The sequence below is a fragment of the Burkholderia sp. ZZQ-2 genome (genome assembly GCF_050768715.1).
Taxonomy (GTDB): Bacteria; Pseudomonadota; Gammaproteobacteria; order Burkholderiales; family Burkholderiaceae; genus Burkholderia; species Burkholderia cepacia.
On the sequence record NZ_LDVA01000181.1, the window covers coordinates 1 to 12,848 of the forward strand.

10 protein-coding genes and 2 pseudogenes are annotated in these 12,848 nt (G+C 67.9%); 7 read left to right on the forward strand and 5 right to left on the reverse strand.

What is annotated here, in order from left to right; translation table 11 throughout:
- The 4 genes from recG to ABY44_RS11795 form a co-directional block, all read left to right on the forward strand.
- The coding region (gene recG, locus ABY44_RS11780; RefSeq protein ID WP_431641214.1) for an ATP-dependent DNA helicase RecG at window positions 1-2,066 on the forward strand (2,066 nt) is incomplete at its 5' end.
- A gap of 125 nt (window positions 2,067-2,191) precedes the next feature.
- Window positions 2,192-3,151 carry a hydrogen peroxide-inducible genes activator gene (locus tag ABY44_RS11785; protein WP_060084059.1) on the forward strand — a complete coding sequence of 320 codons (960 nt, stop codon included), beginning with the start codon at window positions 2,192-2,194 and terminating at the stop codon, window positions 3,149-3,151.
- Window positions 3,152-3,795: 644 nt separating this feature from the next.
- Window positions 3,796-5,982 (forward strand): catalase/peroxidase HPI, encoded by a 2,187-nt coding sequence (gene katG, locus ABY44_RS11790; RefSeq protein WP_431641217.1) that lies wholly within the window; start codon window positions 3,796-3,798, stop codon window positions 5,980-5,982.
- A 102-nt stretch (window positions 5,983-6,084) separates the two neighbouring features.
- Window positions 6,085-6,240 carry a hypothetical protein gene (locus ABY44_RS11795; RefSeq protein WP_021163864.1) on the forward strand — a complete coding sequence of 52 codons (156 nt, stop codon included), beginning with the start codon at window positions 6,085-6,087 and terminating at the stop codon, window positions 6,238-6,240.
- 230 nt (window positions 6,241-6,470) lie between these two features.
- On the opposite strand, the pseudogene ABY44_RS11800 reads toward ABY44_RS11795, so the two are convergent.
- Window positions 6,471-6,575, reverse strand: a pseudogene (locus tag ABY44_RS11800) (hypothetical protein); the annotation flags it as partial.
- Between the two features lie 293 nt (window positions 6,576-6,868).
- On the opposite strand from ABY44_RS11800, the gene ABY44_RS11805 reads away from it, so the two are divergent.
- The 3 genes and pseudogenes from ABY44_RS11805 to ubiA all read left to right on the forward strand — a co-directional run bounded on the left by ABY44_RS11805 (window position 6,869) and on the right by ubiA (window position 9,078).
- Window positions 6,869-7,738 carry a S66 peptidase family protein gene (locus ABY44_RS11805; protein WP_431641219.1) on the forward strand — a complete coding sequence of 290 codons (870 nt, stop codon included), beginning with the start codon at window positions 6,869-6,871 and terminating at the stop codon, window positions 7,736-7,738.
- 28 nt (window positions 7,739-7,766) lie between these two features.
- Window positions 7,767-7,997 (forward strand): annotated as a pseudogene (locus ABY44_RS11810) (Dps family protein); the annotation flags it as partial.
- A gap of 208 nt (window positions 7,998-8,205) precedes the next feature.
- Window positions 8,206-9,078: a 4-hydroxybenzoate octaprenyltransferase gene (gene ubiA / locus ABY44_RS11815; protein ID WP_048022305.1), complete on the forward strand. Its 873-nt coding sequence runs from the start codon at window positions 8,206-8,208 to the stop codon at window positions 9,076-9,078.
- Window positions 9,079-9,183: 105 nt separating this feature from the next.
- On the opposite strand, the gene proC is transcribed toward ubiA, so the two are convergent.
- From proC to glcE, 4 genes are all read right to left on the reverse strand, one after another.
- Window positions 9,184-9,996, reverse strand: coding sequence for a pyrroline-5-carboxylate reductase (gene proC / locus ABY44_RS11820; protein ID WP_321918243.1), 813 nt, complete (start codon window positions 9,994-9,996; stop codon window positions 9,184-9,186).
- Between the two features lie 51 nt (window positions 9,997-10,047).
- Window positions 10,048-10,746, reverse strand: coding sequence for a YggS family pyridoxal phosphate-dependent enzyme (locus ABY44_RS11825; RefSeq protein WP_027788328.1), 699 nt, complete (start codon window positions 10,744-10,746; stop codon window positions 10,048-10,050).
- A gap of 131 nt (window positions 10,747-10,877) precedes the next feature.
- Complete coding sequence (gene glcF / locus ABY44_RS11830) at window positions 10,878-12,104, reverse strand: glycolate oxidase subunit GlcF (RefSeq protein ID WP_021163859.1); 1,227 nt, start codon at window positions 12,102-12,104, stop codon at window positions 10,878-10,880.
- A 1-nt stretch (window position 12,105) separates the two neighbouring features.
- Window positions 12,106-12,848: glycolate oxidase subunit GlcE (gene glcE, locus ABY44_RS11835; protein ID WP_431641222.1), on the reverse strand; the 743-nt coding region annotated here is incomplete at its 5' end.

Consider the following 12,848-nt stretch of genomic DNA (forward strand, 5'->3'; position numbering starts at 1 on the left):
AGCCCGTGAAGACCGTCGACAAGCTCGCGAAGCTCGGCCTCACGCGCTCGATCGATCTCGTGCTGCATCTGCCGATGCGCTACGAGGACGAAACCACGCTCACGCCGATCGGCGAGCTGCTGCCGGGCGGCATCGCGCAGACGGAAGGGGTCGTGTTCGACAACGAGGTCGCGTATCGCCCGCGCCGCCAGCTCGTCGTGAAGATCCAGGACGACGACGGCGAGCAGCTCGTGCTGCGCTTCCTCAATTTCTACGGCTCGCAGGTCAAGCAGATGGCCGTCGGCCAGCGGCTGCGCGTGCGCGGCGACGTGCGCGGCGGTTTCTTCGGGATGGAGATGGTGCATCCGGCGGTGCGCGTCGTCGAAGCCGATGCGCCGCTGCCGCAGGTGCTCACGCCCGTCTATCCGAGCACGGCCGGCGTGTCGCAGGCGTACCTGCGCAAGGCGATCGAGAACGCGGTGGAGCGCACGCCGCTGCCCGAGCTGCTGCCGCCCGAGATCCAGCGCGACTACCTGAAGCCGCTCGACGTGCCGACGCTCGAGCAGGCGGTGCGCATCCTGCACCACCCGCGTGTCGATTCCGACGAAGCCGCGCTGATGGACGGCTCGCATCCGGCGTGGACGCGCATCAAGTTCGAGGAGCTGCTCGCGCAGCAGCTGTCGCTCAAGCGCGCGCACGAGGAGCGCCGCACGCGCGCGGCGCCCGCGATGCCGCGCCGCACCGCGAGCGATGCCGATGCGCTGACGACCCGGCTCTATGCCGCGCTGCCGTTCACGCTGACGGGCGCGCAGGCGCGCGTCGTCGACGAGATCGCGCGCGATCTCACGCTCGCGCACCCGATGCAGCGCCTGCTGCAGGGCGACGTCGGCAGCGGCAAGACGGTGGTCGCGGCGCTGGCCGCCACGCAGGCGATCGACGCCGGTTACCAGGCCGCGCTGATGGCGCCCACCGAAATCCTCGCGGAGCAGCACGCGCGCAAGCTGCGCGCGTGGCTCGAGCCGCTCGGCGTCACGGTTGCGTGGCTCGCGGGCAGCCTGAAGGCGAAAGAGAAGCGCGCGGCGATCGAGGCGGCCGCGCTCGGCACCGCGCAGCTCGTGATCGGCACGCACGCGATCATCCAGGACACGGTCGAATTCGCCCGGCTCGGCCTCGTGATCGTCGACGAGCAGCACCGCTTCGGCGTCGAGCAGCGGCTCGCGCTGCGGGCGAAGGCCGCGAACGCGGCCAACGGCGCGCGCGACTTCCAGCCGCACCAGTTGATGATGTCGGCCACGCCGATTCCGCGCACGCTCGCGATGACGTATTACGCGGATCTCGAGGTCTCGACGATCGACGAGCTGCCGCCGGGCCGCACGCCGGTGTTGACGCGCCTCGTCGGCGATGCGCGGCGCGAGGAGGTGATCGCCCGCGTGCGCGAGGCCGCGCTGACCGGGCGCCAGGTGTACTGGGTGTGCCCGCTGATCGAGGAGAGCGAGACGCTGCAGCTGCAGACGGCCGTCGAGACTTACGAGACGCTGGCCGCCGCGCTCCCGGAGCTGAAGGTCGGGCTCGTGCACGGCCGGCTGTCGCCGGCCGACAAGGCGGCCGTGATGGAAGCGTTCACGCGCAACGAAGTGCAGCTGCTCGTCGCGACGACCGTGATCGAGGTCGGCGTCGACGTGCCGAACGCGTCGCTGATGGTGATCGAGCACGCGGAGCGCTTCGGCCTCGCGCAGCTGCACCAGTTGCGCGGCCGGGTCGGGCGCGGCACCGCGGCGTCGGTGTGCGTGCTGCTGTACACGGGGCCGCTGTCGCTCACCGGCCGCGAGCGGCTGAAGACGATGCGCGAGACGACCGACGGCTTCGAGATCGCGCGGCGCGACCTCGAGATCCGCGGCCCCGGCGAATTCCTCGGCGCCCGCCAGTCGGGCGCGGCGATGCTGCGCTTCGCGAACCTGGAGACCGACGGCTGGCTGATCGATCCGGCCCGCGAAGCCGCGACGCGGCTGATTGCCGCGTATCCCGAAATCGTCACGCAGCATCTCGCGCGCTGGCTCGGCGCGCGGGAGCAGTATCTGAAAGCCTGATCCGCGGGCTGGGGCCGGATCCGGAATCGCCATTCGACGCATTCCGATGCAGAGAAACTTGGCGAACCGGTGTCACAGGGTGTATAAATTAAACCTATCGCCTGTATATCTCTGATTGACCCACAATGACGCTGACTGAATTGAAATACATCGTCGCGGTCGCACGCGAACGGCATTTCGGCCGTGCGGCCGAAGCCTGCTTCGTGAGCCAGCCGACGCTGTCGGTGGCGATCAAGAAGCTCGAAGACGAGCTGAACGTGCAGATTTTCGAGCGCGGTGCGAGCGAAGTGAGCGTGACGCCGATCGGTGACCAGATCGTCACGCAGGCACAGCGCGTACTCGAGCAGACTTTCGCGATCAAGGAGATCGCGAAGCAGGGCAAGGATCCGCTGGTCGGCCCGTTCCGCCTTGGCGTGATCTACACGATCGGGCCGTACCTGCTGCCGACGCTCGTCAAGCAGATGATCCAGCGTGTCCCGCAGATGCCGCTGATGCTGCAGGAAAACTACACGCTCAAGCTGCTCGAACTGCTGAAGCAGGGCGAGATCGACGCCGCGATCATGGCGCTGCCGTTTCCGGAAACCGGCCTGATGGTGCGCCCGCTGTACGACGAACCGTTCGTCGTCGCGCTGCCGGCCGGCCATCCGTGGGAGAAGCGCGAAGAGATCGACGCCGAGGACCTGAAGCAGGAAACCATGCTGCTGCTCGGCAACGGTCACTGCTTCCGCGATCACGTGCTCGGCGTGTGCCCGGAGCTGATGCGCTTCTCGCAGACGGCCGACGGCATCCAGAAGACCTTCGAGGGCTCGTCGCTCGAGACGATCCGCCACATGGTCGCGAGCGGCGTCGGCATCACGGTGCTGCCGCGAATGTCGGTTGCCGAGATCGGCCCGCGCGCGAACGGCCCCGATGCCGAACTGCTGTCGTACGTGCCGTTCAACGAGCCGGTGCCCGACCGCCGCGTGGTGCTCGTGTGGCGCAAGAGCTTCACGCGGATGCCCGCGATCGACGCGATCAGCGACGCGATTTCCGCCTGCGAGCTGCCGGGTGTCGCGAAGCTCGACATGCCGGCGACGATGAACTGAGCACGCTGCGGCATGCGCGTGCGGCAGCCCGATGAACGGGGTCTTACGACCCCGTTTATTTTTCTCTATCGCATAGATGAAATTAATTAAATTCAAGTAATCGATAGACGTATATAGAATCCTCTCCATGGATCGGTGTCCTGTCGACGACCGGTCTGCACGCTGAGTGCAAGCGTCAAAGGAGGATGTCATGATGCGGTCGGTATTGCAGCACGCGCAGCGGAACATCCCGCCGCGCGACGCGGTCGTACATCGCGCCAGGGCGGCGGTTCGCAGCCTGCGTCCGATTGCGTTCGCGTACCTCGCGGACCGTGTGTATGGCGGTTGAACGCCGCCGCGCGCCGGTTCAGTGTTCCCCCGATTCACCCGCCATCAAGCCATGAGGGAGCATCGCATGTCCGAAAGCTGGAATTCCGCCCGCGGCGTCGTCCCGACGCCTGCCGGCAGCCGGTTCCCCGAGCGTCCCGCCCGCGGCGCGTCGCAGCGGGAACGCGCGTTACAGGCCCCGCGCGACATCCCGTAGTACGACAGGAGAATCAACCTGTTCCGTTTCCCATCCCCGCAATGACACTCCACCAAACCGCACCCGGCATGCCGCCGGAGCGAACCGGTGGAGTCATACGAGCAAGCCAAGGAGAAATCGCATGTCGAACGAAACGAAGTGCCCGTTCAACCACACCGCTGGTGGCGGCACGACGAACAAGGACTGGTGGCCGAATCAGCTCAACCTGAACGTCCTGCACCGCCATTCGGCGCTGTCCGATCCGATGGACAAGGATTTCGACTACGCGGAAGCGTTCAGCAAGCTGGACCTCGCGGCGGTGAAGAAGGACCTGCACGCACTGATGACGATGTCTCAGGACTGGTGGCCGGCCGACTTCGGCCACTATGGCGGCCTGTTCATCCGCATGGCCTGGCACAGCGCCGGCACGTACCGCACGGCCGACGGCCGCGGCGGCGCGGGCGGCGGGCAGCAGCGCTTCGCGCCGCTCAACAGCTGGCCGGACAACGTCAGCCTCGACAAGGCACGCCGGCTGCTGTGGCCGATCAAGCAGAAGTACGGCCGCAACATCTCGTGGGCCGACCTGCTGATCCTGACCGGCAACGTCGCGCTCGAATCGATGGGCTTCAAGACTTTCGGCTATGCCGGCGGCCGCGTCGATACGTGGGAACCGGACGACGTCTACTGGGGCTCGGAAAAGATCTGGCTGGAACTGAGCGGCGGCCCGAACAGCCGCTACTCGGGCAAGCGTGAGCTCGAAAGCCCGCTCGCTGCCGTGCAGATGGGCCTCATCTACGTGAACCCGGAAGGCCCGGACGGCAACCCCGACCCGGTCGCCGCCGCGCATGACATCCGCGAGACGTTCGCGCGGATGGCGATGAACGACGAAGAGACGGTCGCGCTGATCGCGGGCGGCCATACGTTCGGCAAGACGCACGGTGCCGGTCCGGCGTCGAACGTCGGCCCCGAGCCGGAAGCCGCGGGCCTCGAGGAGCAGGGTCTCGGCTGGAAGAGCACGTTCGGCACGGGCAAGGGCAAGGACGCGATCACGAGCGGCCTCGAAGTCACGTGGACGTCGACGCCGACGAAGTGGAGCAACGACTTCTTCAAGCACCTGTTCAGCTACGAGTGGGAGCTCACGAAGAGCCCGGCCGGCGCGCATCAGTGGGTCGCGAAGGACGCCGGTGAAGTGATTCCCGATGCGTTCGACGCGTCGAAGAAGCATCGCCCGACGATGCTGACGACCGACCTGTCGCTGCGTTTCGACCCGGCCTACGAAAAGATCTCGCGCCGTTTCTACGAGAACCCGGCCGAGTTCGCCGATGCGTTCGCGCGCGCCTGGTTCAAGCTCACGCACCGCGACATGGGCCCGCGCTCCCGTTATCTCGGCCCGGAAGTGCCGGCGGAACACCTGCTGTGGCAGGACCCGATCCCGGCAGTCGATCACCCGCTGATCGACGACGCCGACGTTGCCGCGCTGAAGGCGAAGGTGCTGGCGACGGGCCTGTCGGTGTCGCAGCTCGTGTCGACGGCATGGGCGTCGGCCGCGACGTTCCGCGGATCGGACAAGCGCGGCGGCGCGAACGGTGCGCGCATCCGCCTCGCCCCGCAGAAGGACTGGGAAGTGAACCGTCCGGCTGAACTCGCGAAGGTGCTCGCGACGCTCGAAGGCGTGCAGAGGGCGTTCAACGATGCGCAGACGGGCGGCAAGAAGGTGTCGCTCGCCGACCTGATCGTGCTGGCCGGTGCGGCCGGCGTCGAGCAGGCCGCGAAGAACGCGGGCGTCGCGGTGACGGTGCCGTTCGCACCGGGCCGTGCGGATGCATCGCAGGAAGAGACCGATATCGAAGCGATGGCCGTGCTCGAACCGGTGGCTGACGGGTTCCGCAACTACCTGAAGAGCGCGTACAAGACGCCGGCCGAGGCGCTGCTGGTCGACAAGGCGCAACTGCTGACGCTGAACGCGCCCGAGATGACGGTGCTCGTCGGTGGCCTGCGCGTGCTCGGTGCGAACGCCGGCGAGGCGAAGCACGGCGTGTTCACCGACCGTCCGGAAGCGCTGACGAACGACTTCTTCGTGAACCTGCTCGACATGGGCACGGAATGGAAGCCGGTGTCGGCCGCGAACGACGTGTTCGAAGGGCGCGATCGCGCGACGGGCAAGGTGAAGTGGACCGGCACGCGCGTCGACCTGATCTTTGGCTCGCATGCGCAGCTGCGTGCGCTGGCCGAGGTGTACGGCAGCGCGGATGCGAAGGAGAAGTTCGCGCGCGACTTCGTCGCGGCCTGGAACAAGGTGATGAACCTCGACCGCTTCGACCTCGCGTGAGCGTTGCCGTGCAGTAGCACGGTGAGGCAGTAACGGGAAACGGCCGGTCGTCCGGCCGGCCGTTTCGTCCCGATCCTGGATTTCATTGAAGGAGTGACGATCATGACGCAAATGATGCTGAACATGCGCGCCGCACTGGCGGCACCGAAGGTGCGGGCGCCGGCCGAGATCGCGCGGTACGTAGTCGGATTCGCGATCGTCGTCGGCGGTGCGGCCGAACTGGTGTCGCAGGCGCTGCACGCGATCGCCGCCGCCTGAGCGCGGCGGATCGCACGCCACGCTGCAGTGGCGAGCCATACGGGTGGTGCGGTGTCTGCATGCAGGGCAACAGATTCGCGTGAATTGCTCCGGTTCGTTGAGTGAGGAGTCCGCAACATGCCCACGAAGACCCACGATCGATCCAGATCTACCCGGTTAACGGTGCACTGACGATATTGCTTGCACCATCCGGACGCCACATTGGCGTTGATGTCGTGCCGGCGCGCAACAATCGACACCGACATGCCGGGCGCCAACGTCTCCCTGATCACATCCTGCTTGAATGCCTGCGCGTACGTCCGATGGGGATGGGCACGATTCCCTGCGTTCGACATGGCTGACTGGTTACCGACCGACGCGTTGACGCCGGGAAGGGCCCGCAACGCCGGCGCCTCCGAGGTGCATCCGCTCGACGTGCTGCCTGGTTCGTCGATCGAACGGGAGCCGCGTCGATCGGTCGGCGATTTTGCCGCGACGGTGATTCTCAAGCGGCGCTGGCAACGCAGCGGTTTCGCGGACGCCGGCGATCGTCATCCCCGCGCGCACGACGCTGCGTGACAAGGCCGAGCCGTCAGCAAGCGGTGTCGGATATATTCGGCAGGTTCTCCATCATCCAGGTAGCCATTCAATGGAATCACGACGCAAGGCAGTGGGTGTGGTCGCGCCTGCGGGTGTGCCCGATCCGGAAGGCATCGCGCGTGGCATTGCGCTCGTCGAAAGTTGGGGCTTCGAGGTCAGGGCCGGCGCGCATCTTGGCAGCCGGTACCGCTATTTCGCCGGGACCGCCGAGGAACGCGCGGACGACCTGCGGCGCACCCTGATGGATCCGTCGATCGAGATCGTGTGGCTCGCGCGGGGGGGATTCGGTTGCGCGCATTTGCTTGAGCACTTGCCCGACGAGATCGCAACGCCAAAGACGATCATCGGCTTTTCCGACGCTACGTCACTGTTCTGCGCACTCGCGGATCGGCCCGGCGTGCGTTTGCTGCATGGCCCGACATTTCACAGTCTGGCGACCAAGGTCGACGACGCGACGCGCGCCGACATTCGCGCTGTGCTGACCGGCAACGAACGCGCCGCGCTGAGTCTGCGGCATTTGTCCGGCGCCCCTGGTGCAGTGCGGGGACGTCTGTGCGGCGGCAACGTGACGGTACTCGCGAGCGTCGCGGGTACGCGCTGGTCGCTTCGCTCACGCGACGCGATCGTACTGCTGGAGGACGTGACGGAGTTGGGCTACCGGCTCGACCGCAGCCTGACGCAGCTGCGTCTGAGCGGCGCGTTCGACGGCGCCCGTGCGTTCGTGCTCGGGCAATTCACACGCTGCCCGATCCCGGACGGCGCGGATTTCACGCTCGAGCAGATGCTTGTCGACGTGCTGGGCGGCTTCGGCCTGCCGATCTACTCGGGTCTGCCGATCGGACATGAACACCGCAACATCACCTGGCAATACGGCAGCCAGGCTGTCATCGAGAACGGCGCGATCCGGTTCGGCGCGTAGCCTCGAATCCGGAAGGACAGGAACGCGTACCTTCGGCGATTTCGCGAAACTGTCGTCGGTGCCGGAAGCGAAGGGCGTGCCGGCGGCGGAAGACATGATCCGCCCGCTCGTCGAAGGGCACGAGGCCGTCGTGCGAACCCGCGCGCGAATCTTCCCGATCGCCGACTCGGCGAGCGACGAGCCGACCGCCGACCTGCTGACGCAGCGCCTGCAGACGCATGAAAAAACCGCGTGGATGCTGCGCTCGCTGCTCGCGTAAGTGCGGTGCGGCCGGGGAGGGCGCGCTGACTCGCCCGATCCGGAGTGATCGAATCCGTCCCTTGATTGACGCAAATCGTGGCCCGGCCCAGCGCAGCGGGCCCGGGTGGCCCGGGCGCGCCGGGCGGCTGCCGCCGCGGGCCGCCCCGACATGACGCGAAGCACCGCTCGGCTCTAAAATGCCGGGGTTATCTTCCCGGTGCCTCGCCATGCTTGCCCGCTTTCCCCTGTATCTGCGGCTCGTCCGGATGGACAAGCCGATCGGCAGCCTGCTGCTGCTGTGGCCGACGCTCAACGCGCTGTGGATCGCGTCCGACGGCCATCCGCGCTGGCCGCTGCTCGTGATCTTCTCGCTTGGCACGCTGCTGATGCGCTCGGCCGGCTGCGCGATGAACGACTACGCCGACCGCGATTTCGACCGCCACGTGAAGCGCACGGCCGACCGGCCGCTGACGTCGGGCAAGATCCGTGCGTGGGAAGCCGTTGCGATCGCCGTCGGGCTCGCATTCATCTCGTTCCTGCTGATCCTGCCGCTCAACACGCTGACGAAGGAGCTGTCCGTCGTCGCGCTGTTCGTCGCGGGTTCGTATCCGTTCATGAAGCGTTTCTTCGCGATTCCGCAGGCGTATCTCGGGATCGCGTTCGGCTTCGGCATTCCGATGGCGTTCGCGGCCGTGCAGGACACGGTGCCGACGATCGCGTGGGTGATGCTGGTCGCGAACATTTTCTGGTCGGTCGCGTACGACACCGAATACGCGATGGTCGATCGCGACGACGACATCAAGATCGGGATCCGCACGTCGGCGCTGACGTTCGGCCGCTTCGACGTCGCGGCCGTGATGGCGTGCTATGCGGCGACGCTCGGCATCTACGTGTGGATCGGCGTGACGCTCGGCTTCGGCCTCGCGTACTGGGCCGGCTGGGCGGCGGCGGTCGGCTGCGCGCTGTATCACTACACGCTGATCAAGGGCCGCGAGCGGATGCCGTGCTTCGCCGCGTTCCGGCACAACAACTGGCTCGGCGGCGTGCTGTTCGCGGGGATTGCCGCGCATTACCTGCTGGCGGGTCCGGCGGCCAACTGAAGCGGCCGCGCGTCGGCGCGCGATGCGCGATGCCAACAAAAAAGCGGCCGAGGCCGCTTTTTTGTTGCCGGTGCCGGAGGGGAGGCCCCGGGGCGGGCGCGGCGCTTACGCGCGACCGAGTTCGTCGCCCATTTCCTTCGCACGCGCTTCGGCCGCGAGCGCGCCGCGCACGATCGCGTCCTTCACGCCCTGCGCGTCGAACGATGCGAGCGCAGCGGCCGTCGTGCCGCCCTTCGACGTCACGCGCTCGCGCAGCACGCTTGCCGGCTCGCCCGATTGCGCGGCGAGTTGGGCGGCGCCCGTGAACGTCGCGACCGCGAGCGCGCGGCCCTGTTCGTCGTTCATGCCGAGCTGGCGCGCGGCTTCCTGCAGCGCTTCGATGAAATAGAACACGTACGCGGGGCCGCTGCCCGAAATGGCCGTGACGGCATCGAGCTTCGACTCGTCGTCGAACCACACGATCTCGCCGACCGCGCCGAGCACGTTCGACGCGAGTTCGCGGCCCGCCGCATCGACGCCCGGCAGTGCGGCGAGGCCCGTCACGCCCATGCCGACGAGCGCGGGCGTGTTCGGCATCGTGCGCACGACGCGTGCGTAGTCGCTGAGCCAGCGCGCGAGATCGCTGCCGCGGATGCCGGCCGCGATGCTGATCACGAGCTGTGTCTTCAGGTGCGGCGCGAGCGCCTGCGCGACGTCCTTCAGCACCTGCGGCTTCACCGCGAGCACGATCGCGTCGTAGTCGGCGAGCGTTGCGTCGACGGCCGCGCCGGTGCGGATGCCGAATTGCTGCGCGGCGCGTGCGCGCACCTCTTCGTTGACGTCGATGGCGTACAGGCCTTCAGCGGCGACGCCGCGCTTGATCAGGCCGCCGATCAGGGCCGCGGCCATGTTGCCGCCGCCGATGAATGCGATTTTCATGGTGTTCGATTGAGCGAGTGAGTGAACGGGAGGGCGGAAAGGGCGCGGCGTTCAGTGCGAGTAATCGCGCGCGCCGAAGATCGCGGTGCCGACGCGCACGATCGTCGCGCCTTCGAGCACGGCCGCGTCGAGATCGGCGGACATGCCCATCGACAGCGTGTCGAGCGGCAGGCCGTCGGCGCGCAACGCGTCGAACAGCGTGCGCAGCGCGCGATGCGGCACGCGTTGCGCGTCGGTGTCGCCGGCCGGTTCGGGAATCGCCATCAGGCCGCGCAGCCGCAGCGACGGCAGCGCGGCGACCGCGCGCGCGACCTCGGCCACGTCGGCCGGTGCGACGCCGCTCTTCGACGCCTCGCCGCTGATGTTCACCTGCACGCACACGTTGAGCGGCGGCAGGTGCGCGGGGCGCTGTTCCGACAGGCGCTGCGCGATCTTCAGCCGGTCGACCGAATGGACCCAGTCGAAGCGTTCGGCAACCGGGCGCGTCTTGTTCGATTGCAGCGGCCCGATGAAATGCCATTCGAGGCTCGCGCGCAGGTCGGCGAGCGCGTCGATCTTGTCGATCGATTCCTGCACGTAGTTTTCGCCGAATGCGCGCTGCCCGGCCGCATGCGCGGCGCGCACGTCGGCGGCGGGAAACGTCTTCGAGACGGCGAGCAGCGATACGGTGGCGGGATCGCGGCCGGCCGCGCGGGCGGCGTCGGCGATGCGGCGATGAACGGATTCGAGGCGGGCGGCGAGATCGGACATGACGGGCACGAAAGCAGGCACGGAAGCGGGCATGTAGCGGATGCGCCGCGGCACGCGGCGCATCGATCCGCCCATTATACGGACGCCGGGCGCGAGGCCCAGGGCCCGCCCGTCATTCGTATGAACAGGCCCTAGCCATACAGCAGGTGCTCGACGAGCTGGATCCAGTGGGCCACCGGAATCTGCGTGCCGCTCTGCAGGTGCGCGATGCAGCCGACGTTGCCGGAGACGATCATCTGCGGCTCGAGCGCCTGCAGCTTCAGCAGCTTCTGCTTGCGCAACCGGTACGACAGCGACGGCTGCGTCAGCGAATAGGTGCCGGCCGAGCCGCAGCACAGATGGCTGTCCGCCGGCAGCCGCACGTCGATGCCGAGGGTCTCGAGCAGGCGTTCGACCTTGCCGCGCGACTGCTGGCCGTGCTGCAGCGTGCACGGCGGGTGGTACGCGACCGTATGGACCGCACGGCGGCGCGCGAGCGTCGCGAGCTCGGCCTCGAACGCGAGCAGCACGTCGGAGATGTCGCGCGTCAGCGACACGATGCGCTGCGCCTTCTCGGCGTAGGCCGGGTCGTCGCGCAGCAGGTGCGCGTATTCGAGCACCGTTGCGCCGCAGCCCGACGCGTTCATCACGATCGCCTCGACACCCTGTTCGACATGGGGCCACCACGCGTCGATGTTGCGGCGCGCGTCGTCGAGCGCTTCGTCGTGATAGTTCAGGTGCAGGCGGATCGCGCCGCAGCAGCCGGCATCGGGCGCGACGACGGTCTCGATGCCGAGCGCGTCGAGCACGCGCGCGGTCGCGATATTGATGTTCGGCAGCATCGACGGCTGCACGCAGCCGCCGAGCATCAGCATCTTGCGCGTATGCGTCAGGTGCGGCCATTCGAGCAGCCGCGTGCGCGGCGGCACCTTGTCGCGCAGCCGCTTCGGCAGCAGCGGACGGACGTGCTGGCCGAGCCGCATCACCGGCGAGAACAGCGCGGCGTTCGGCACGAGGCTCGCGAGCACGCGGCGCACGAGACGCTGCTGCACGGGGCGCTGAACCTGTGCCTCGACGTGCTTGCGGCCGATCTCGACGAGCCGGCCGTACTGGACGCCGGACGGGCAGGTCGTCTCGCAACTGCGGCACGTGAGGCAGCGGTCGAGGTGCTGCTGCGTGCTGCGCGTGACGGGTGCACCTTCGACCATCTGCTTGATCAGGTAGATGCGGCCGCGCGGGCCGTCGAGTTCGTCGCCGAGCAACTGGTAGGTCGGGCAGGTCGCGGTGCAGAACCCGCAATGCACGCACTTGCGCAATATCGCGTCGGCTTCGTCGCCGTCGGGCGTATTGCGGATGAAATCGGCGAGGTTCGTCTGCATCTCAGAGATCCGGATAGAGCCGGCCGCGGTTGAAGATGCGCGCGGGATCGAACGCGGCTTTCAACCCGCGGTGGATTTTCATCATCGGGGCGGGGAGCGGCGTGAACACGCCCGCGCTGCGGTCGTACGCGTCGCCCGCGCGGAACAGCGTCGCGTGGCCGCCGGCCTGCTTGGCGCTCATCCGCACGGTCTGCGCATCGGCGTCGGTGATCCACCAGCGCTGCGCGCCGCCCCATTCCATCAACTGGGTGCCGGGCAGGTGCATCGGTTCGGTGATCGACGGCAGCGCGAGACGCCACAGCGCATAGCCGGGCGGGATGCCGTGGAAGAACGGGTCGGTATGCTCGCGCAGGCCGGCCCAGAAGCGCTCGGCCTCGACCGCGTCGACGACTTCGCCGCCGAGCAGCGTCTTCGCGGATTTCACGGCCGCTTCGGCGCCCGACAGGCGCAGGACGAGCGTGCCGTTGCGCCACCCGCTCGCGCTGACGGGCAGCGGATGGCCGCCCCATTCGTTGAGCTTGCGCACCGCGTCGGTCGCGGTCATCTCGAACTTCAGCGTGACTTCGGCGACGGGCATCGGCAGCACCTTGAGCGACAGGTCGAGCATCAGCCCGAGCGTTCCGAGCGCGCCGGCCATCAGCCGCGACACGTCGTAGCCGGCGACGTTCTTCACGACCTGCCCGCCGAAGCGCAGCACTTCGCCGCGGCCGTTCATCAGCGTGACGCCGAGCATGAAATCGCGCG